Genomic DNA, 21,963 nt, shown 5'->3' with positions numbered 1-21,963 from the left:
AGAGTTCACGTGACCGAGCGCGCCAGCATAAAAGACGTCGCCGCCTTGGCGGGCGTCAGCTTCAAGACCGTCTCACGCGTCGTCAACGGCGTGGATACGGTCCTGCCGGAGCTACGCGAGCGGGTCGAGGCTGCGGTGCAGACACTGAACTACGTTCCGAACTCCGCCGCCAGGTCCCTGAAATCGGGGTCAGGCAACACCATCGGGATCGTCGTCGACTCCATCGACGACGTCTTCTTCGCATCCTTGGTCAGTGCCGTCGAAGATCGCGCACTCGAACACGGGCTCGCCGTCATCGTCGGCAGCACCGGCTTCGATGCCCAGCGCGAACGGGATCAGCTGGCCCTTCTGGCCGGACAACACGTGCGGGGCATCATCCTCGCGCCGGTCGGCGACCACAGTGACTTCCTCGTACCGCGGCGTCGCACACTGCCCACGGTCACCATCGACCGCTCGATCACTGGTTTCGATTCCGTCATCGTGGACGATTACGGTGCCGCCAAGCGAGCCGTCGAGAAATTGGTGGCAAGCGGGCACACGCGAATTGCCCTGCTCGGCTTCGACGATCGCTTGCAGACCGCGCAGTTGCGCAGGCAGGCATACCTCGACGTTCTCGCCGATCTCGGCCAAGAGCCGGAGGCCGCGCTCGCCCCTCCGGTATCCCACGCCGCAGATTCGGTGCGACCGGTGGTGAAGACGCTACTGGCGCAGCGCAATCCACCGACTGCGTTCTTCGTCGCCAACGCTCGACACGCGACCGCCGTGGTGTCGGTTCTGCACGAGATCGGTCGCACCGACGTCGCCATGGTGTCGTTCGGCAATTTCTCGCTCGCCGATGCCGTCAGCCCATCGGTGACCTGCATCGACCAAGATCCGTATCGCATCGGCACCCTCGCATTCGACCGCCTGGTACAGCGGTTCGACGATCCCTATCTCGAACCCGAGCAGCAGATTGCGCCGACCACTCTGGTGGAACGACTTTCACATGCACTCCCTCTACCCGTACAGAAATGAGACCAACTCCGTGAACCCCAGACTTGTTGCGGGACTGGACCTCGGGAGCACCGGCGTCAAAGTACTCGTCACCGACGATGCCGGCACCGAACTGCTCATCGAGCAGAGTCCCACACCGTGGCGGCACGGCCCGGGCGGAACCACCGACCTCGCCGCCGAGGACTTGCTGACCACCATCGGGCAGTTGCTCGACGCCGTCGCGCGTCGACTGCCCGACGTCACCGGCGATCCGGCCGCCCGCATCGACGCCATCGCGGTGTCCGGGATGGGCGAGACGGGCTTTCTTCTCGATGAAGACAACGTTGTCCGCGCGCCGGCTTTCGCGTGGTTCGATCCGCGCGGTCAGCAGCAGGTCGACAACCTGCCGGCCGAATTGCGCGACCGGTTCGCCGGCAAGACGGGCCTTCCCGTCGGCGTGCAGGTCTCCGTCGTCAAGATCGCACACCTTCGCGACAACGGACTGAGCTTGAACGGGCTTCGCTGGTTCAACCTGCCGGAGTTCGTCGTACTGTCCCTCGGTGGCCGGCCGGTGGCCGATTACTCGCTGAGTTCGCGCACCGGACTACTCGATCAGGACAGCGGCGAGCCGTGGTCGGAGATGTTGGCGCACTTGGGTGTCGGCACCGACTTCATGCCGCCACTGGTCGACGCCGGAACCGATCTCGGAACTGCCGACTCACCAACACTTCCCGAGACGATTGCCGGAGCTCGATTGACCGTGGCCGGTCACGATCATCTCGTCTCCGCGGTGTCGGGCGGAGCTATCCCGCCCGACCGCTACCACGTGTCGATGGGCACCGCCGAGGTGCTGCTGCGGGTACTCGACGCTCCGTTGACCACGGCCGCGCGGAGCAGGCTCGCCGACCATCTCATCAACTCGGTACGCCATGTGGTGCCGGGCCAACATGTACTCGTTGCCGGAGTCAAGACCGGCTTGCTGATGCGACGGGCGTTGCAGCTGTGCGACATCAGCGATCGTGCCGGCCGCGACCTACTGGACCAGCGAGTGTGCGCCCTGCCTCCAGGTGGGCCGTTCACCGACGGTGGTATCGACATCGCCGGTGCCCGCAACGACGACGGCGTTCTGTCCATCACGGTCCGGACCGACGGGATCGATTCGGCGGAGCTGTTCCGTTCGATTCTGTTGCACGGCAACGACGAAGTGGCTCGACTCATCGAGGCACTCGACGCCGAGGTGCCGCCAGCCAGGACGACATTGCTCACCGGCGGCTGGGCCGGGATGGCCAGCGTGCGAGACGCGCGAGCTCAGGTGCTGCCCGGCGTCTCGGTCTCGACCCGATCCCAGGACACCGCCTACGGTGCAGCGCTGTTCGCTGCCCGCCTACTGACGCTCATAGAAATCTGAGCCCATATTTCTGCAGTGAGACAACGTTGTCCCACTCGCGCTCGACCCCAACACCCACCAGGAGAAGAAGATGAACGAACTCACCACCCTCGAACGTCGCGGAATGGCTGCCATTTCCACCGAAGACGGCAACATGCTCATCGTCGCGGGAGATCAGCGCAACGGCATGAAGGCCGTCATGAAGGACGCCGTCGACGGGCCGGGCTCGATCACCGTCGAGCAGCTCGCCGAGGCCAAGGCCGATCTGGTTCGCTACCTCGGCAACCACGCGCCGGCCATCCTGCTGGACCCGGAGGTGGCACTGCCGAAGATCGTCGACGACGGTGTGCTTTCACGGGGCACCGCTTTGGTGGTCGGCATGGATGCGTCGGGCTTCGAGGAGACCGGCGGTCTGCGCTACACCAGTTTCGTCGACGGCGTGACCCCGCGCGTGGTGCGTGACCTCGGCGGCGATGTCGCCAAGATGCTGTTCTACATGCGCCCCGAGCAGCAGGGCGTCGATTCCCGTGTTGCCGAGGAGATCCGCGACCTCGTCAAAGCTTGCTCGGCCGAGGGTCTGCTGCTCATCGTCGAGATCTTGACGTACCAGCTCGAGGGCGAGTCGGACGAGGACTACAAGGCCGGCTTCGGCAAGATCATCGCTGATTCCACGCGCATTTCGGTCGAGTGCGGTGCCAAGGTGCTCAAGCTCCCCTACCCCGGTTCCGCCGAGGCCTGCGCTGCCGTCACCGAAGCGGCACAGGGTGTTCCGTGGGCCGTGCTGTCGGCGGGCGTCGATCACGAGACGTTCATCGAGCAGGTCCGCATCGCCGTCGCCAACGGTGCGCGCGGAGCGATGGCAGGCCGGTCACTGTGGAAGGACAGCATGGCTGTCTCTGCCGAGACCCGCGAGGATCTGCTCACCAACCGCGCACTCCCCCGGCTGCGTGAGCTGAACGCGGCCGTCGACGCCTGATCGGCGTCTTTCAACCGAGCCCGTGGGCGAACACGGGCTCGGTCGACGCCGTCTGGGTAGCGTGAACCCATGACGGAAGACTCGAAGCACATCGATATCGTTGCCGCGCCCGGAGTGTTCGCCGACCTGCAGACCGCGCAAGAGCTGGTCGCGAGGGCGCTGTCCGCCCGCGGTCTGTCGGGCGGAATTGTCGACGCTGCAACCGGTTCCGATGAGGTCGTCGTCGTTCCCGGCGATGGAGCACAGGTCGATACGTCGTTGTACAGCAGCGTCGTTCGCGTCGACTTCGGTCAGTGCGCGCCGGATCGGTCCGAGGGGATTCGCGCCCATATCCGGGGCCGCGGTCTCGACGGCCTCCGGTTCGCGATCGACACTGTCTACTTTCATCGCTTCCACCCCGGCACGATCGTGCCGTACGGGGATCACCCCGAGCAACGCGTCGAGTTGCGGGTGCCGGAAGGCGACGGACCCTTTCCCGTCGCCGTACTGATTCACGGCGGGTACTGGCGTTCGCGGTGGGAATTCGACCTGATGGATGCGATGGCGGTCGATCTGACCGCACGCGGCTACGCCACCTGGAATGTCGAATATCGCCGACCCGACGAGCACGGTTGGGCCACCATGACTTCCGATGTCGCGGCGGCGCTCGCGGCGTTGGAGACGGCACCCGCCTCGCTGGATCTGTCTCGAATCGTCCTGATGGGCCACTCCGCGGGAGGCCAACTGGCCCTGCGACTTGCAGCCGATTCCGTCGGCGAACGGGTGGCCCCTGCCCTGGCGGTGAGTCTGGCCGGGGTGCTCGACCTGAAAGTCGGCGACGAGCGGTGGCTCGGGGAGGGTGCGGTATCGAACGCGATCGGTGCCCGTTATGCGGAGGCGCGACGCATCTACGAGGAGTCGTCACCGATGTCTCGGCTGCCCCTCGGCGTTCCACAGCTGGTGGTGTCCGCAGTGGCCGACGATCCCAATCTCCTCGAGATCAGCCGCGCGTACTACGCCGCCGCATCCACCACATCCGATTCCGTTGCATCGGTCGAGGGACCGGGCGGGCACTTCGCCGTCGTCGATCCCACGTCGGAGATCTGGGTTGACATCGTTGCGGCGGTAGATGCTGCCCTGAAGTAGCTCGACCTCAGTCGGTGGTGATCGACAGAATCACCCGCGGCTTGCGGCGTCGAGCAATGATCAATTCGACGAGCATGACGATGCGGTATTCGATGCCGTATTTCTTCTTCAGCACAGAGGTCGGTCTCGAGGCGGCGTCTCCGGTGACGATGGTCGCCGAGCCGGTCACTGCCACGGCGTCCTCGGGTACCGCTCCGCGCCGACTGCATGGGCGGAGTTCCACGCGAGCGGAGTTCCTGATGCGTTTGACCTTGCCGCTGTCCGCGGGCGTGATGACACACAGGTTCTCGCCGTCTCGGGCGATCCATACCGGCGTCGATACCGGCGCACCGGATCGACGGAAGCTGGTGAGCGAAACGAATGCCTCGTCGCCGAGGGCGCGAGCGTCATCCGACGTAGTGGCCATGAGTACCAAGTTACGCACCCCGCTCGCGTCGAGTCCGTAGTGTGCATGTTGTGACGCGGAGCACAACGACGTGCAGCCGCGCCGGGACATCGAAAGCGAGATCGTCGTGAAGAGCACCATGCAGGACACCCCACTGTCCATCGGCCAGCTGGTTCGATTCGGGACGTCGATCCACTCCACGGCCGAGATCACCACGTGGACCGACAACGGCCCCACCACGGTGACATTCGGGGAGTTGGGCAGGCGGGCAGCACAATTGGCTCACGGCCTGCGGTCCATCGGGATCGACGACGATCAGCGAGTCGCGACATTCATGTGGAACAACGCCCCGCACATGGAGGCCTACATGGCCATTCCCGCGATGGGCGCAGTGCTGCACACCCTGAACATCCGACTCTTCCCCGAGCAGCTCACCTACATCGTCAATCACGCCGAAGATCAAGTGATCATCGCCGACGCCAGTCTGCTCCCCCTACTGACGCCATTACTCCCCACGTTCGAGACCGTGCGACACCTCGTGGTCGTCGGGGCCGACCCGGCACAGGTCACTGCACCCGACGGTATCGAGGTGCTCGGCTACGAGGACCTGCTGGCGGGCAACCCGGAGGAGTTCGATTGGCCCGAACTCGACGAACGGTCAGCTGCCGCAATGTGTTACACATCGGGCACCACCGGTGATCCCAAGGGGGTCGTGTATTCGCATCGCTCGATCTACCTGCATTCGATGCAGGGGTGCATGACAGATGCGATGGCAATTGCGCAGTCCGACAAGGTGTTGGCCATCGTGCCGATGTTCCACGCGATGTCGTGGGGGCTCCCGTATGCAGCACTGATGGTCGGTGCGTCATTGATCATGCCCGATAGGTTTCTGCAGCCGGCTCCGTTGGCAGAGATGATGTCGACGCTACGTCCGACGGCGGCTGCTGCTGTACCGACAATCTGGCAGGCCCTGCTCGCTCATCTGGACGAACACCCGGCGGATCTGTCGAGTCTGCGTGACGTGGTGGTCGGCGGTGCCGCGTGCCCGCCGAGTCTCATGAAGGCTTTTCACGAGAAGTACGGCGTGCACATCTCCCAGGCATGGGGCATGACCGAGACGTCACCGCTCGGCACGTCCGGTAGGCCCGATGCGGGACTGTCGCCGGAGGACGAGTTCGACTTGCGTTGCACACAAGGCAGATTCGTTGCCGGCGTTCGGGCACGACTCGTCGATGACGCCGGAACGGTGTTGCCGTGGGACGGGAAGACCGTCGGCGAGCTCGAGGTCCGTGGCCCGTGGATCACCGGCAGCTACTACCGCGCCGACGCGGACGACAAGTTCGACGACGGCTGGCTGCGGACCGGTGACGTGGGCACCATCTCCGAGAACGGCTACCTACGGCTCACCGATCGCTCCAAGGACATCATCAAGTCCGGTGGTGAATGGATCTCCTCGGTGGAACTCGAGAACCAAGTGATGGGGCATCCGGCCGTTCGTGAGGCCGCGGTGATCGGTGTGCCCGACCCGAAGTGGGACGAGCGGCCACTGGTCGCTGTCGTCGTCCGCGAGGGTGCGTCGGTGACGGCCGAGGAGTTGAAGGAGTTCCTCGACAGCCGCGTCGCGCATTGGCAGTTGCCCGAACGATGGACCTTCATCGACGAGGTCCCGAAAACGAGCGTCGGCAAGTACGACAAGAAAAGGCTGCGGAGTTCCCACGCCGACGGCGCGTTGGAGGTCATCGAACTGGTGTAGGGCTATCCGCTCCAACCCCAGTTGTAGGGGTTCACCACGATTCGGTACCAGGTATCGGTGTTCTCGACGTTGGTGCACGGCACGACGATGTACGACTGCGATGCCTTCTCGAGTGACAGCGCCTTGTTGCAGAAGTACTGAGCGCCTTCCCCGGACTGCTCGGCGCGATAGACAGGGCCGTAGTGCCATTCGTCGGCACTGGCGGTTGCAACTCCCATCGTGGCACCGGCGGCGAGCGGAAGCGCCAGAAGTCCGGTCAATACGGCAATCCGTCGGCTGATGCGGTTCATTCGAGGGCCTTTCGTGGCGGCACGTCCTGCACAACGTCGCCGGCCGTGGTCCGGCCACCGACTCGATCCGTTCATTGGTGACGTCGCTCGACGGTCGGGTCGTGTTACCAGTCGACGCGACGCAGCGCGGCTACCCATCGACCTCCACGCCGAACCGCACCGCCAATTCTGCCAATCCGTCGTCGTAGCCCTGACCGATCGGCCGGAAGCGCCAGCCACTCCCGCGGCGGTAGATCTCTGCGAGCAGCATCGATCGTTCCGTGGTCGCGGCATCCAGCACCGCTGTCGCGACCGCCGAATCGAGTCCATCGAGCGACACCGATACCGCGCCTAGGTCACCGAATGTGTGGTCACCGTCGATTGCTGCGGCGACGGTGATGCGCACGCAATCCTCGGGAACGAGTGAAAGGTCGATGCGCACACCCTGCTCGCTGTCTCCGTCGATAGACATCGAGACCGCACCGTCCGAGGTAGCCGGGGCGTTGTAGAACACGAAGTCCTCGTCACTGGCGACCAATTCATCGTCGGACAGCAAGAACGCAACTACATCTACACCGACCCGATCGGAGTCGTCGGCACGCCAGGAACTGTTGACCGTCAGCACTGCCTGATCGGGGTCGAGGTCGACGACGCCACCCCGTGGCACCAACGGAGCGATTCGGGACCGCCGAGCAGGGAGCGGCGCGGGAATTTCGATTTTCAGTTCTCGGTCGATCGCTGCCGGTGTCAGCAACGTGAGATCCCGTTCCTTCACTTTTGGCATCCGCGGGTCTCCATCGCCGCCGTCCAAGATCAGGATGTCGGTCACGCCGGCGCTGAGATTCACAGCCGGTGTCGCACCGAGTTGGATCAGGCGCGACCGCATGAGTACCGACTCGGCGTGCGAACCGCCCATGACCAAGACCCTTCTTGTCTGCCAGGGCTTGACGACTGGATCGGGCTGCTGCTCGGCTGGTTTCGGCTGGGTCTGCGGCCGAATACCTTTCGGCGTTCCCGGCTGCACATTCCGGAGCAAGTCGAGCAATTCCGACTCCGAGATGATGCGAAGGCCATGGGCGCGCGCCCTTTCGACTTTTCCGCTTTCCGTTGTGGGATCCGAACACACCACCACACTCGTGAATCGACTGACGGAATTCATCACGTCCAGTCCGGCTGCCGTGAGCTGAGCGGCCAAGCGCAATCGCGGGATTCGCGTGTCGCCGCTGATCACGACTCGCATGCCCTGAACGAGACCGCCGTCCTCGGCAAGTGGACCTGGGTTCTCCCACGCGCAATGTGTGCGAGGAACGGTATCCGGATACAGCGTCAGACGCTCGGTGCACGTGACGACTGGAAGAGGAAGTTCGAGCGACCTGGCCAGCCGAGCGCTGTGGGTGAACACCTGCGCCAGCACTTGGGCATCGTCGTAGGCGTCGTGCGCATTGGACTGCTGCACTTTCCAGTGCGCGGCCAGGGTGGACAGCTTGTGGTTGGGAGTATCGAGTTGTAGTCGCCTCGACAATGCCACGGTGCACAACCGTTGCTTCGTCGGCATGTCGATGCCCGCACGCATCGATTCGAGCTTCAAGAACCCGTGATCGAAACTCGCGTTGTGCGCGACCAAGGTTCGACCATCCAGTAGATCCATGAGTTGCGGAGCGATCATGTCGAACGTCGGCGCACCGGCAAGCCGTTCGGGCGTCAGTTTGTGAATGTGCACCGGGCCAGGATCGCAACCCGGGTTGACCAAAGTCGACAGTTCGCGTCCGACACGTCCGGCCTCGTCGACCGTCAGAGCGGCCACACTGAGCACTCGATCACGGGATGCCTTCAGACCCGAGGTCTCGACATCGACGACGACCCATTTGTCGCTGCCGGTTGTAACCGAATTCTTCACAGGATTACCGCTTTCGACCGCATCGGATAATGGAGGCCACTATGCCGCACGAGATGCTGCACGCGAGTCGACTTCGGGCCAACACCTACGGTTCCTGGCCACCGACGGCCGTTCCGCAGCACATTGGCGTACCTCGGACAATCAGTGCGCTTGCCAACGCACGCATAGCGAGCCCTCCCCCCTGCAAGACGACGTTTCCACACCTTCTGCCTGCTGAAGCAGGCATAGGGGCTCATTGTCGGCAGAACCTTCGGGGAACTTCCGATATGCATGCCAGGGCAAGCACAAGGAGCGATGATGGCGGAACCGCGACGACGAGCCCGTGAGCACTCGGGAGAACTGGCCGAAACGTTCGTCGCGCGTCGCCATCAGTTGCGCATGACCCAAGCCGAGTTGGCGTTGCTCGCCGGGGTGGGTCGTTCCACCGTTCAAGCACTCGAAGGAGGAAAGAACACAGTGCAGCTCGACAGCGTGGTCGCGGTCGCGGATGCTCTGGGGTGCGATATCGCACTGCTCACGCGCGCCGGATCCTTTGTGCCACCGCTGGATTCGACATGATTCAAGCATTCGAACTACGAGAGGTCGATGCAGCCGATGCCTACCGGGGAAGACCCCTCCCCGATTGACTGACCGCTCGGGAAACGACATGGTGTTTCGATACGACAGCACTTACCTCAACGACTCCTCTGCGCCGGCTCGTCACCGAGGCCCGAATTGACGGTCTCCCGCATCCCCCAGTCCGGGCACGATGATGCCCTGATCGTTAAGCTCATCGTCGACGGCGGCACAGACCACGCGGACGGGGTGTCCTGACTTCTCCAGCGCTGCAAGGCCTTCGGGTGTCACGACGACGCACACGACCACCACGTCGGTTGCTCCACGTGCGACGAGCAGGTCGATCGTCGCGGTCATGGAACCGCCTGTGGCCAACATCGGGTCGAGAACGAACACCGGCATGCCGGCGAGATCTGCGGGGAGAGACTCGAGATACGGCACCGGCTGCAGTGTCTCCTCGTCTCGCGCCATGCCGATGAATCCCACACCGGATCGCGGAATGAGCGCACTCGCCTGCTCCACCATGCCCAGCCCTGCCCGCAGAACCGGCACGAGCAGAGGTGGGTTCGCCAACCGAACACCCGTGGTGCGGGCAACCGGGGTGTCGACCTCGAAGGTGTCCACCGGGGCATCACGCAAAGCCTCGTACACCAACGTGTGTGTCAGCTGCCGCAGCGCTGAACGGAAGGTCGCGTTGTCACTGTGGACGTCGCGCATCGTCGTCAAAAGCGCTGCGGTCAAGGGATGGTCGACTACGTGGGTATCCATGGTCGCCGATTATGGGCCCCTCGTCGGCCATCCGTCCACACGGCTCGCGCTCGCTCGAACTGTCCGAAAGCGACCCCTCAGCGTCGGCAACTTTTGCCCACGACGGGGCCGCGACCGGCACGTTGACTCGGACGCATGACGCTTCGCAACGATCGATTCGAGTTCGACACCGACATCGCTCCCCTGTCTCGGAACGCAATCCGATGACGGTCGGACCGCTCTCCGACTGCCTGGTCGTCGACCTGTCGCGGGCACTCGCCGGACCCCATGCCGCGATGATGCTCGGGGACCTCGGCGCGCGAGTGATCAAGGTCGAATCGCCCAGCGGCGGTGACGACACCCGAAGTTGGGGCCCACCCTTCGTCGCCGACGACGAGGGCGATCGACACTCGACGTACTTCCTCTCGTGCAATCGCAACAAGGAATCCATCGCACTCGACCTGAAAGCTGTCGACGGCCGAGAAACGCTCACTGCATTGATCCGCCGCGCCGACGTACTCGTCGAGAATTTTCGCCCCGGCGTTCTCGCTCGCCTCGGCTACAGCATGGAGGCATTGCACGAGCTGAACCCGCGTCTGGTGATCCTGTCCATCACCGGTTTCGGCCACGACGGGCCAGAAGGCACGCGCCCCGGTTACGACCAGATCGCTCAGGGCGAAGCAGGATTGATGTCCCTGACCGGGCCGTCGAAGGACGAGCCCACTCGGGTCGGCGTTCCCATCGGTGATCTGCTCGCCGGAATGAACGGCGCGTACGGCGTCGTGGCCGCACTGCACGAGCGCAACACCACCGGCCGCGGCCGCGTCGTGCGTACCAGCCTGCTGGCCTCCATCGTCGGGGTGCACGCGTTTCAAGGCACTCGCTACACCGTGGCCGGCGAAGTGCCCCGCCCCACCGGCGGACATCACCCGTCGATCTGCCCGTACGGTCTGTTCCACTCGTCCGAGGGGCTGGTTCAGATTGCCGTGGGCAGCGAGGGATTGTGGCAGCGCTTCGCTCCCGCATTCGGATTGGACCGTCCGGAGTGGGCCACCAACCCCCAACGGGTCGACGACAGAGAGGCCGTCATCGCCGCTGTCGATGCCGTTTTCGCGGACTGGCCGACCGACAAACTTCTCGGACTACTCGGTGAGCTGGGCATACCGGCCGGACGCGTCCGTGATCTGGCCGAGGTCTACACCTGGGAACAGACCCGGTCGCAGGGACTGATGATCGACGTCGACCATTCGGCCCTGGGCACCATCACGTTGCCCGGCCCACCGCTGCGCATGGACGAGGATTGCGAGGGTGCCGCGATGCGCACGACGCACGCAGCCCCGCCGACCCTCGACCAGCACGGCGACTCGATCCGCGCCTGGCTCGAGACGACGCCATGACCCGCACCGGCGCGCCGGCACGGCTCGGCGCGCTCGAACTCGTCGAGATGGTCGTCGACGCCGGCAGTTTCGTCCGGTGGGACACCGACCCGCTTCCCCCGATCGGGGTGCACGGACCGGCGGATCAGGGCTATCTCGACGAGCTGGCCGCGGCCCGTGACACGAGCGGCTGCGACGAGTCGGTGCTGACCGGCGAAGCCACCCTCGCAGGGCGCCGGGTGGCACTCGTCCTGTGCGAGTTCGGGTTTCTCGCAGGCTCCATCGGAACGGCGGCCGCCGAACGATTGGTACAGGCCGTCGAAAAGGCGACGGCAGAACAGCTTCCGCTGCTGGCCTCGCCGACCTCCGGCGGAACACGGATGCAGGAGGGCACGGTTGCCTTCTTGCAGATGGTCAAGATCTCGGCGGCTATCGCTGCGCACAAGTCGGCGGGTCTCGCCTATGCCGTCTACCTTCGTCATCCCACCACCGGTGGAGCACTTGCCTCGTGGGGCTCTCTCGGCCACGTCACTGCGGCCGAACCGGGTGCGCTCCTGGGCTTTCTCGGTCCGCGCGTGTACCAGGCGCTGTACGGCGAGAAGTTTCCCGAGGGAGTGCAGACAGCCGAAAACCTCGCCGCTCGTGGCCTGGTTGACGCGGTGGTCCCTCCCGAGCAACTCCGTGAGATTGCCATTTCGGCCCTCGCCGTCCTGTGTGCGCCACACGAGCCACCTCCGCCGGTTCCGAACATCCCGTTGGAGCACCTCGACGATGTGCCTGCATGGGAATCCATCCGTCGTTCTCGACGGCCGGAACGGCCGGGAGTACGCCACCTGGTGCGATCGGCCGCGAACACGGTGACGACGTTGCAGGGCACCGGCGCCGGTGAGATCGAGCCCGGATTGTTTCTGGCCCTTGCCAAGTTCGGGGCCTCGGCGTGTGTGCTTCTCGGCCAGGACCGCACTTTCGCCGATCAGCCGTTGGGTCCCGCCGGCCTCCGGGAAGCGCGACGCGGAATGCGGCTGGCGGAAGAGTTGCAACTTCCCCTCGTCACCGTCATCGACACTGCCGGTGCAGCGTTGAGCAAGGAGGCCGAAGAGGGTGGCCTCGCGGGCGAGATCGCCCGCTGCTTGGTCGAACTCACGACACTGAAGGCACCGACGATCTGCCTGCTGCTCGGCCAGGGAGCCGGCGGCGGCGCACTCGCACTGCTCCCCGCCGATCGGGTGCTGTGTGCTCAGCACGGTTGGCTGTCGCCACTGCCGCCGGAGGGTGCATCGGCGATCAAGTTCCACACCACCGACCGCGCAGCCGAGATGGCAGAGGAGCAGGGCGTGCGCAGCCTGGACCTGCTCCGTAACGGCGTCATCGACCGGATCGTGGCCGAACGGCCGGATGCCTCCGACGAACCTGCGGCGTTCCTGTCTCGGCTCGGTACCGTGCTCGAACACGAGTTGGCCGTACTCCTTGCCGCCGACCCTGCCGCGCTGGCGACCTCCAGGCTGCAGCGCTACCGCTACCTGGGGATGTCCGATAACCAAAAAGGTGCGCTGATTGGGCAAAGCTTGCCAGTGCACCCCCGGTCCAACGGTCGATAACGTTCGTGGGGCGAGCCCCCGCCGCGCGAACGCCGGCCGACTCTGCAGTACCCACAGATCCCGATGAAGGAGATTTCAGTGCCCGACGCAATCGAGGTCCGCAAGGTCCCGCTCCACAACGTGTCCGATGCCAGCGAGCTGGCGAAGCTCATCGACGACGGGGTGCTCGACGCCGACCGGGTCATTGCAGTCATCGGTAAGACCGAAGGCAACGGCGGAGTCAACGACTACACCCGCATCATCGCCGACCGAGCTTTCCGCGAAGTGTTGTCCGCGAAAGGAACTCGCAGCGCACACGATGTCGGCGAGGTTCCGATCGTCTGGTCCGGTGGCACCGACGGAGTCATCAGCCCCCACGCCACCATCTTCGCGACCGTACCGTCGGACAAGGCAGTGCAGACCGAGGAGCCGCGCCTGACGGTCGGCGTCGCGATGAGCGAGCAGTTGATGCCCGAGGACATCGGCCGCACCGCGATGATCACCAAAGTGGCTGCGGCAGTCAAGGATGCGATGGCCAACGCGGGCATCACCGATCCCGCAGACGTGCACTACGTGCAGACCAAGACCCCGCTGCTGACCATTCACACCATCCGTGACGCCAAGAGCCGCGGCAAGACCGTCTGGACCGAACAGACACACGAGTCGATGGATCTGTCCAACGGCGGCACCGCTCTCGGTATCGCTGTCGCGCTCGGTGAGATCGATATGCCGACCGACGAGGACGTCATGCACAGTCGTGAGCTGTACTCCTCGGTGGCGTCGTGCTCCTCGGGCGTCGAGTTGGACCGTGCGCAGATCGTCGTCGTAGGTAACACTCGCGGAATCGGCGGCCGGTACCGCATCGGACACAGCGTCATGAACGACGCGCTCGATCAGGACGGCATCTGGAACGCGATCAAGGATGCCGGTCTCGAACTTCCCGAACGGCCGCACACGAAGGATCTGGGCGGCAAGCTCGTCAACGTCTTCCTCAAATGCGAAGCAAGCCAGGACGGTACGGTCCGTGGACGACGCAACGCCATGCTCGACGATTCCGACGTCCACTGGCACCGCCAGATCAAGGCGTGCGTCGGTGGAGTCACCGCGGCAGTGACCGGCGACCCAGCGGTCTTCGTGTCGGTCTCGGCAGCGCACCAGGGCCCCGAAGGTGGCGGCCCCGTCGCCGCGATCGTCGACCTCGGATAGCGCCGGTTCCGATATCGAACAGCGCCGCGCGAACCCGACAGTCTCGGGTTCGCGCGGCGTCCGGCCCTCTGCTTCTGCGTCTCTCTCGAACGAAGGAACCACCATGGCAACCACCGTCGGACCCGCTGCCGAACTTCTGATGTCCGACGCGGTCGAGCTCAGCGGCAAGATCAAGCGCCGCGAGGTCTCGTGCGTCGAAACCATGACGGCGTACCTCGACCACATCGAGGCACACAATCCGACGGTCAATGCCATTGTCGCCCTGCGTGATCGCGACGAGCTGCTGACCGAAGCACGCGAGCGAGATCAGCAGCTCTCGGACGGACAGTATCTCGGCTGGATGCACGGATTTCCCCATGCGGTCAAGGATCTGTCCGCAGCGCGGGGACTTCCGTTCACATCGGGGTCACCGATCTTCGCCGATCGCATCGCCGACGCAGACGATCTGTTCGTCGCGCGCGTGAAAGCGGCCGGTGCCATCGTCATCGGCAAGACCAACACACCGGAATTCGGGTTCGGATCGCAGACGTACAACCCGGTGTACGGAACCACCGTCTCGCCCTACGACACCTCGCGCACTGCAGGCGGAAGCAGCGGAGGTGCGGCGGCAGCCTTGGCACTACGCATGCTGCCCGTCGCCGACGGCACCGACTACATGGGATCGCTGCGCAACCCGGCGGCCTTCAACAATGTGGTCGGCTTTCGCCCGTCGTGGGGACGAATTCCCGAGCCCGGCTTCATCGCTCAGGGTGCGGTCGCCGGGCCGATGGGACGATCGGTCACCGACGTCGCGCATCTGCTGTCGACGATGGCGGGCCCGGATGCCAACGCGCCCCTCGGAATCGACGAGGACCCGGAGATTTTCACCCGCACTCTCGAACGCAGCTTCCGCGGTGCCCGCATCGCGTGGGTCGGAGACTGGAACGGTCACCTGGCTACCGAACCCGGTGTCCTCGATCTGTGCGAGTCGTCGTTCACCGTCTTCGAGGACCTCGGCTGCGCAGTGGAGAGCACCGTGCCGTCGTACGACCCGGCGAAAATCTGGGACTCGTTCCTGACGTGGCGGTGGTGGGCGCAGCTCGGGATGGCCGATCTGTACGAGAACCAGCGCACGAGGGAGCTGATGAAGCCCGAAATGCTCTGGGAGATGGAGCATGCCGTCGCATTGACCGCACTCGATGTCACCAAGGCGGCGCAGGCTCGCAACGACTGGCAGAGCGCACTGACGACCTTGTTCGAGACCTACGATTTCGTTCTCGCGCCCACCGCTCAGGTGTTCCCGTTCGACAAGGACCAACACTGGCCGCAGTCCATCGCGGGTCGACCCATGGACACCTATCACCGGTGGATGGAGACGGTGGTGCCCTGGACGATGACCGGCGTTCCTGCCGCCGCCGTCCCGGTCGGATTCGACGATCGGGGTCTGCCGATGGGTGTTCAGATCATCGGCAGGCACGGTGCCGACCGCGCGGTTCTGCAGCTCGCCTACGCCTACGAGCAGGCCTCGCGGTGGGTCGAGCGCGTCCTCCCGCCGGCACTGCACGTCGGCTGATCCCCCGCCGTCGCGACATGCCCTACACAGTATTGTTGAACAATGGATGACATGGTCGGTGCGCTTCGGCCACGAGTACGAGACTTCCCGGCGTCGGCGAGTTACGCGCTCACCGTCGCAGAATTGCTTGCGCTCCCCAGCCTCTCGGGGTCCACTCTTGTCGCAGGCGAGCAGGGACTCGAGAATGTGGTTCGACGCGTCAACGTCATCGAAGTTCCCGACATCCTGCCGTGGGTGAAACCGAACGAACTGCTGTTGACGACGGGTTTCCCACTGCGGCATGCAGATTCGGGCCGCCCGTTCGATGCCGGCGCCCTGGTGGAGCTGGTCGAAGGACTCGCCGAACGCGGCGCGGCAGCGCTCGGAGTCAAAGAAGGACGCTACTTCGGAGACGTACCCGCTGCGATGATCGAGGCAGCAGATCGACTCGGCCTGCCGCTCTTCCTCATTCGCCGAGATGTCGGCTTCGACGAGGTCATCTCCGAGGTGTTCACCCACCTCGTCGACAGGCAGGCGTGGGCGTTGGATATTGCCGATCGCATGCATCGAGCACTGACCTCGATCGTGCTCGAAGGCGGCGATCTACCGCAGATCGCCGATGAGGTCGCCACGCTCTTCGAGGCATCGGTGCTCATCTGCACTCCGGACGGTCGAGTCCAGGCCACAGCAGGAGCAGACGCAGATGTTGCTGCCCTGGAAGAGATGCCCCTGTTCGACCCGTCCGGTCGTCTGCTCACCGAACGACTCCACGAAGGCCTGCAACCGGTACCGGGCGACAGCGGGCACCGCATTGCCGTCGCACCGATCATCGCGGGCGGCACCGACCACGGACTGATCGTGGCGGTGGCCGCCGCCGAACGACTCGGTCCCGTCACGATGCAATCCCTCGAACGCGCGGCCACCGTCGTGGCGTTGGCGGTCATCAAGAAGCTTGCCGTCTCTGCCGTCGAGTCCAAGTTTCGGGGCGATTTTCTGCGTGACGTCCTCAACGGCGCAACCGAATCCCCCGAACAGATCATCGAGTACTGCACCCAGCTCGACTGGGACGTGGATCGAAGCATGGTGGTCATCGTGGCCCAATTGGACGAGATTGCCGAAGTGGCCGTGAGCAATTCGGTGAGGCCGGCCGTGTCCGGCCGCCTGCCGCAGGAGCGGCTGACCGCGGCATGGCAGCAGGTGGTGCGCCGGCGCGATCGCCGGGCTCCCGTCGTCGGCTTCAGCAACGAGGTCGTCACGCTGATGCCGGCCGAACCCGGCACCGAACGGGACGTCGTCGAGGATCTGATCGCGTCCGTCGCCGGAGACAAGGGCGGCGGACGAAACTCGTTCGGCGCAGGCGTGAGCCGCGTCATCGACTCCGTTGCCGACATTCCGCGCGCCTACGATCAAGCCCGCAAAGCAGTCGTCGTAGGACGCCGCATGCGCGGAAACGGCTCGGTAGCGCATTTCGACAGCCTCGGCGTGCATCGACTGCTGTCACTGGTCACTGACGGAGCCGAGCTGCAGGCCTTCGCAACCGAGGTGTTGGGCTCACTCGCCGGCGACGACGCCGATGCCGTCGACCTGCGCCAGACGTTGCAGGCGCTGCTCGACACCAACTGCAACGTCGCAGAGACCGCCCGCGTCTTGCATTTCCACTACAACACGCTCCGCTACCGCATCGGCAAGCTGGAGTCCATCGTCGGCCCGTTCACCACCGATCCGATTCTGCGCCTGGATGTAGCGCTGGCACTGCGGGTGGCGGAGATGAAGGGGCTGTGACACCACCCGAGGAGATACTCAGTGCCTGAGGGCAATTCGATCGGAACCGGTGCCGTCGCACTCGCGGCAGCAGTGCGCGCCGGCACCGTGTCCGCGCGCGAGGTGACCGAGCAGCACCTCGAACACATCGGCCGAATCAACACCGAGCTGAATGCGATCGTCACCGTCGCAGCCGAATCGGCACTGCTGGCAGCCGACGGAATCGATGCCCGCATCGCCCGCGGCGAGCGGGTCGGCGACCTCGCCGGAGTGCCGTTCACGGTCAAGGACCTGATCGCCACCGCCGGCGTTCGCACCACGGCGGGTTCACATGCGCTCGCGGACAACGTCCCTCGCGTCGACGCTCCCGCCGTTGCTCGGATGCGCGCCGAGGGCGCAATCCTGATCGGTAAGACCAACACACCCGAGTTCGGTGCCAGCGGACTCACGCACAACGACCTGTTCGGCTACACCGTCAACCCGCTCTCTCCCGCCGACACGAAGCTGTCACCGGGCGGGAGCAGTGGCGGTGAGTCGGCGGCCATCGCGTCGGGCATGAGCGTGGTGGGACTGGGCACCGATTTCGGTGGTTCGGTGCGGTGGCCCGCGCACTGCACCGGTCTGTGCTCGATCAGGCCGACACCGGGCCGAATCGACTCCGAGGGGCAGTATCCCGGTGTCATGAGCGACAACCGAGTGCTGACGAATCCGGCGACCATGCACGGCACCGTGCAGACCATCGGACCCATGGCCCGCACTCTCGACGACGTGATCCTGTTGCTGCGCGTGCTGTCGTCGCCGCAATACGCCTGGACCGACCCTGCGAGCGTGAACCTCCGCGAGCTCGATATTCGTTGGGCCACAGGAGAAGGCACGATTCCGGTCGATGCGGAGATCCGCGCTGCCGTCGACGCCGCAGCTCTGCGCACAGAGCCGTTCGTCGGATCGGTGACGCCGTACGAGGGCACCGCACTACACGGCGCTCATGAGCTGTTCACTCGGATGCGGGCCTGCGAAACCCAAACGGACATCGAGCAATACGGCCCCGCCGAGTTCAGCGCCAACATCCGGGCCATCCTTGCTGCCGTCCGAACCACCACGGCCGCAGACGTCGAGGCACTGTGGGCTCGACGCGCCGAGATGCAGCACCAGCTGGTGTCCACGATGGGCGACGTCCTGATACTTCCCGTTGCATCGATCCTCGCCCCTCCCCTCGGTGAGACGAGCTTCGAGGTCGACGGTGCAGCTCTGTCGTGGTCGCAGGCGCTGGCGAGCAGCCGAGCGATCAGCATCCTCGGGGTGCCCTCGGTGGTGATTCCCGTTGCCACCTCCAGCAGCGGTCTGCCGATCGGTGTACAGATCATCGCCAAGCCGTGGCACGAGCATCACGCTCTCGCCGTCGCCGCTGCTCTGACGTAGCCCGCGCGGTCCGTCCATCCGTACCGCGACGGCAGGTCTTTACAACGACCCGCTGTCGATTTGGTCGAAATGTGTTTCATGGTCGGCCCGCGCCAGCAACTAGCGTGATGGGCATCACTCATCCGGTCGAAAGGCGGCGGCATGCGCGACATTCTCGACGACGTGGCCCCGTGGCTGCGCGAACGTGAGCCGTTCGCCCTGGCCACGGTGGTACGTACGTGGCAGTCGTCGCCGCGCCCCGCGGGTGCGGCCATGGCAGTGGCTACGTCCGGTCAGGTCGTCGGCAGCGTTTCCGGCGGCTGCATCGAAGGTGCCCTGTACGAGCTGGCGAACGACGTCCTCACCGACGGCATGGCCAGGAGCGAGACCTACCGGGTAGCGGACGACGACGCGATCGGCGTCGGCCTCACGTGCGGCGGCACCATCGAGGTGTTCGTTCGTCTCATCGACAGCGACGCGTGCGCCGCACTCGAAGACGTCGCTCGTCTGGTCTCGAGCGGCGAGCCGGTGGCCGTGCTCACCGACCTCACCACCGGGGCCCCGACGCGACAGGCGGTTCTGGGAGCGGAAGCAACCGTCGATCCCGACGGACTCACCGACATCGAGTCCGACGGTTCGAGCGTGAGTCTCGCCGTTCTCGACCGACTACACCGCGGCGAGTCCGGCCTGGACATTCACTTCGTCGACGACGGCGCGCGATCCGTCATGGTCGAGTTGTTCGGGCCACCGCCCCGGATGTACGTGTTCGGTGCCATCGATTTCGCCGCCGCGATGTGCCGCCTGGGCACGTTCGCCGGCTTCGCCGTCACCGTCGTCGACGCCCGCCCGGTGTTCGCCACCCGGGCACGATTCCCCGACGCGCACGACGTCGTGGTGGCGTGGCCGCACACGTTCCTCGCTACTGCGCCAGTGGACGAGCGCACCGTCATCACCGTTCTCACCCACGACGAGAAGTTCGACATTCCGTTGCTCGAGGTTGCGCTGCGCAGTGGTGCCGCCTACGTGGGCGCGCTGGGCAGTCGATCTACCCACCGCCGCCGGGTGGAACTGCTCGGCGAGCGCGGCGTGACCGAAAGCGAGCTGGCGCGGTTGCACTCCCCCATCGGGCTGGATCTGGGTGCCTCCACTCCACCGGAAACGGCGATCTCCATCGTGGCCGAGATCCTCAAGGTCTCACGGCAGACGACCGGGCTCGAATTGCGAAGTCTCAGTGGGCCGATCCACCGCGATGCTGCTGCCGAGATCGACGCGACGTCACCCGTCCGATCGGCCGTCAGGTGCTGACACTGCACGACGAGCAGCGGTCGCCCACCTCGGAGGTACCGCATACCGTCGAGACCGTTCTGGGCTCGAACCTACTCGCGCACGCCACGTTGCTCGCCGGCCGCGCCGGCCTCGGCCGGCCGGTACGCAGAATCAATCATGTCGACGACCCCGCCGGCATTCGATTCTGGATTCGACCTGGCGACCTGTTGTCCACGACGAGCGAGGCCCTCACGCACCTGACGGAGCCGACGGACGCGCTGCTGTCCCGAGCCCATTCCCTCGGCGTTGCCGGAATTCTGGTGCGGGTGGACAACGACATCGCCGTTCCGGACTGCGTCGGCGTGAGTGCCGAGACACTGGGCTTGCCGCTGGTTCAGGTCTGCGGCGAACTCGACCCCGGGCACGATCTCACCGCGGGCCTACGCGACAACGCAAAGACGCAGGCACGAGCGATGTTTCGGTCCGAACGTCTGCGCCGGGCATTGACCGACATCACGCTCGCCGGCGGCGGGGTAGCACAACTGGCATTCGCAACCTCGGTCGAATGCGATGTGGCAGTGTCGATCACCACGGTGGACGGACGCGAACTTGCCTCGGCAGGCAGTGACGTCGAACTGTGTGCCCTCCGCGCCAGCACCGCCCTCGATCCCACCGGAAGACTGCGCACCGACTCCGTCGACGGCGGCCTCGGTCTCCGTTCGCAACAGGGCAATTCGATCGCGGTATGCGCCATCACTGCCAACGGAATCGACCATGGACGCATCGTCCTGTTCTCCTCACGTCGGCCTTTGACGGAATCGGACCTGCACACTGCCGACGCGGCCGCAGGCGTGTTGGCGATGGTCGTCACTCGCGATCTCGCGCTGTCGGCAGTCGAGGAGAAACACCGATCGAATTTTCTGCGCGATCTTCTCCTGGGCCGAGGCGGCGAGCACGCACACGCGGTGGCGCATGCTCGACGCTTCGGCTGGAATCTCGGCAGGCCGGTGGTGATCGTCGCGATCGAACCGATCCCACACCTCGACGACGAACCGACGCCCGGCCGCAGGCCACTCGTCGATCGGCAGATGTCGGCTTTCGCAGGGGCTCTGGCACAACGAGATCCGCAGGCCGCCATCGCCGCCCTCGGCACCGAGACCGTCATCATCATGGGCGAACGTCCCACGACGGTCGCGGACGTGCACGAAATCGTCGAACGAGTACACGGAGACGGCGGCGGTGGTCGGCAACCGTTCACGGTCGGGATCTCGCGTCCGTGCACCACGGTGGCCGACATCCCCAGCAGGTACGGCCAGGCGCGTACCGCGTTGAAGGTCGGCCGCCAGGTATCCGGGGACTGGGCCGTCACCACGTTCGACGAACTCGGCGTGTTCCGACTACTGAGCCTGGTGGACAACGTCGACGAGCTCGAATCGTTCACCCGGGAAACCCTGCACGACCTCGCCGGGCACGACGACGAAGCACGCGACATGCGCAGAACCCTGGAGACGTTGCTGGCCACCAACATCAACATCGCCGAAACCGCTCGGGCACTGCACTTTCACTACAACACCTTGCGATACCGAATAACGAAACTCGAAAAGATACTGGGCCCCTTCACCGATCGCGCCGATCTACGCCTGGATCTTTCCCTTGCGCTGAAAATCATGGCCATGCGCGGAACCGACCACCACATGTGACGGACCCGCCATCGAGCGCTTGGCAGATTGCGCTCGTAGCGATTTGGAAATGCGTCAGTAACGTTGCAGGACAATGCTTTAC

The 21,963-nt window shown here is 65.0% G+C and carries 18 protein-coding genes; 14 read left to right on the top strand and 4 right to left on the bottom strand.

Features of this window, described 5'->3' with window-relative positions; genetic code table 11:
- Positions 1-9 precede the first annotated feature (9 nt).
- The 4 genes from E4P29_RS17145 to E4P29_RS17130 all read left to right on the top strand — a co-directional run bounded on the left by E4P29_RS17145 (position 10) and on the right by E4P29_RS17130 (position 4,460).
- Positions 10-1,014 carry a LacI family DNA-binding transcriptional regulator gene (locus E4P29_RS17145; protein ID WP_032406901.1) on the top strand — a complete coding sequence of 335 codons (1,005 nt, stop codon included), beginning with the start codon at positions 10-12 and terminating at the stop codon, positions 1,012-1,014.
- A 10-nt stretch (positions 1,015-1,024) separates the two neighbouring features.
- Positions 1,025-2,380, top strand: coding sequence for an FGGY family carbohydrate kinase (locus tag E4P29_RS17140; RefSeq protein WP_032406983.1), 1,356 nt, complete (start codon positions 1,025-1,027; stop codon positions 2,378-2,380).
- A 70-nt stretch (positions 2,381-2,450) separates the two neighbouring features.
- Positions 2,451-3,335, top strand: a complete 885-nt coding sequence (locus E4P29_RS17135; protein WP_135046400.1) for a tagatose-bisphosphate aldolase — start codon at positions 2,451-2,453, stop codon at positions 3,333-3,335.
- Between the two features lie 69 nt (positions 3,336-3,404).
- Entirely contained in the window at positions 3,405-4,460 is a 1,056-nt protein-coding gene (locus E4P29_RS17130) for an alpha/beta hydrolase (RefSeq protein WP_135046399.1), read from the top strand.
- A 7-nt stretch (positions 4,461-4,467) separates the two neighbouring features.
- On the opposite strand, the gene E4P29_RS17125 is transcribed toward E4P29_RS17130, so the two are convergent.
- Positions 4,468-4,866 (bottom strand): PPOX class F420-dependent oxidoreductase, encoded by a 399-nt coding sequence (locus E4P29_RS17125; RefSeq protein ID WP_135046398.1) that lies wholly within the window; start codon positions 4,864-4,866, stop codon positions 4,468-4,470.
- Positions 4,867-4,972: 106 nt separating this feature from the next.
- On the opposite strand from E4P29_RS17125, the gene E4P29_RS17120 reads away from it, so the two are divergent.
- Entirely contained in the window at positions 4,973-6,598 is a 1,626-nt protein-coding gene (locus E4P29_RS17120) for a long-chain fatty acid--CoA ligase (RefSeq protein WP_135046397.1), read from the top strand.
- Positions 6,599-6,600: 2 nt separating this feature from the next.
- On the opposite strand, the gene E4P29_RS17115 is transcribed toward E4P29_RS17120, so the two are convergent.
- Together E4P29_RS17115 and E4P29_RS17110 are read right to left on the bottom strand one after the other, a co-directional pair.
- Positions 6,601-6,888, bottom strand: coding sequence for a hypothetical protein (locus E4P29_RS17115; RefSeq protein WP_057474857.1), 288 nt, complete (start codon positions 6,886-6,888; stop codon positions 6,601-6,603).
- 130 nt (positions 6,889-7,018) lie between these two features.
- Positions 7,019-8,764 carry a TerD family protein gene (locus E4P29_RS17110; RefSeq protein ID WP_135046396.1) on the bottom strand — a complete coding sequence of 582 codons (1,746 nt, stop codon included), beginning with the start codon at positions 8,762-8,764 and terminating at the stop codon, positions 7,019-7,021.
- Positions 8,765-9,061: 297 nt separating this feature from the next.
- On the opposite strand from E4P29_RS17110, the gene E4P29_RS17105 reads away from it, so the two are divergent.
- Complete coding sequence (locus tag E4P29_RS17105) at positions 9,062-9,322, top strand: helix-turn-helix domain-containing protein (protein WP_135046395.1); 261 nt, start codon at positions 9,062-9,064, stop codon at positions 9,320-9,322.
- Between the two features lie 141 nt (positions 9,323-9,463).
- Here E4P29_RS17105 and upp read toward each other — a convergent pair whose 3' ends face one another.
- Positions 9,464-10,087 (bottom strand): uracil phosphoribosyltransferase, encoded by a 624-nt coding sequence (gene upp / locus E4P29_RS17100; protein WP_135046394.1) that lies wholly within the window; start codon positions 10,085-10,087, stop codon positions 9,464-9,466.
- Positions 10,088-10,290: 203 nt separating this feature from the next.
- On the opposite strand from upp, the gene E4P29_RS17095 reads away from it, so the two are divergent.
- From E4P29_RS17095 to E4P29_RS17060, 8 genes are all read left to right on the top strand, one after another.
- Positions 10,291-11,463 carry a CoA transferase gene (locus tag E4P29_RS17095; RefSeq protein ID WP_032364454.1) on the top strand — a complete coding sequence of 391 codons (1,173 nt, stop codon included), beginning with the start codon at positions 10,291-10,293 and terminating at the stop codon, positions 11,461-11,463.
- A complete protein-coding gene (locus tag E4P29_RS17090; RefSeq protein ID WP_135046393.1) occupies positions 11,460-13,040 on the top strand; it encodes a carboxyl transferase domain-containing protein in 1,581 nt (526 codons plus the stop codon). Before E4P29_RS17095 ends, E4P29_RS17090 begins: the two co-directional genes overlap by 4 nt.
- Positions 13,041-13,118: 78 nt before the next feature.
- The gene (locus E4P29_RS17085) at positions 13,119-14,225 is read left to right on the top strand and encodes a ring-opening amidohydrolase (RefSeq protein ID WP_032375321.1); all 1,107 of its coding nucleotides are present in this window, start codon (positions 13,119-13,121) and stop codon (positions 14,223-14,225) included.
- A gap of 103 nt (positions 14,226-14,328) precedes the next feature.
- Positions 14,329-15,777 carry an amidase gene (locus E4P29_RS17080; protein WP_135046392.1) on the top strand — a complete coding sequence of 483 codons (1,449 nt, stop codon included), beginning with the start codon at positions 14,329-14,331 and terminating at the stop codon, positions 15,775-15,777.
- Positions 15,778-15,819: 42 nt separating this feature from the next.
- Positions 15,820-17,538 carry a PucR family transcriptional regulator gene (locus tag E4P29_RS17075; protein ID WP_135046391.1) on the top strand — a complete coding sequence of 573 codons (1,719 nt, stop codon included), beginning with the start codon at positions 15,820-15,822 and terminating at the stop codon, positions 17,536-17,538.
- 21 nt (positions 17,539-17,559) lie between these two features.
- Positions 17,560-18,936 (top strand): amidase, encoded by a 1,377-nt coding sequence (locus E4P29_RS17070; protein WP_135046390.1) that lies wholly within the window; start codon positions 17,560-17,562, stop codon positions 18,934-18,936.
- A gap of 141 nt (positions 18,937-19,077) precedes the next feature.
- Positions 19,078-20,220, top strand: coding sequence for an XdhC/CoxI family protein (locus E4P29_RS17065; protein WP_135046389.1), 1,143 nt, complete (start codon positions 19,078-19,080; stop codon positions 20,218-20,220).
- The gene (locus E4P29_RS17060) at positions 20,214-21,881 is read left to right on the top strand and encodes a helix-turn-helix domain-containing protein (protein ID WP_135046388.1); all 1,668 of its coding nucleotides are present in this window, start codon (positions 20,214-20,216) and stop codon (positions 21,879-21,881) included. Before E4P29_RS17065 ends, E4P29_RS17060 begins: the two co-directional genes overlap by 7 nt.
- Positions 21,882-21,963: the final 82 nt, after the last annotated feature.

The sequence above is a fragment of the Rhodococcus sp. 1R11 genome (assembly GCF_004563845.1).
Taxonomy (GTDB): domain Bacteria; phylum Actinomycetota; class Actinomycetes; order Mycobacteriales; family Mycobacteriaceae; genus Rhodococcoides.
The sequence above is the reverse complement of the archived record's forward strand: the minus strand, read 5'-3'. Positions and strand labels throughout refer to the sequence as shown.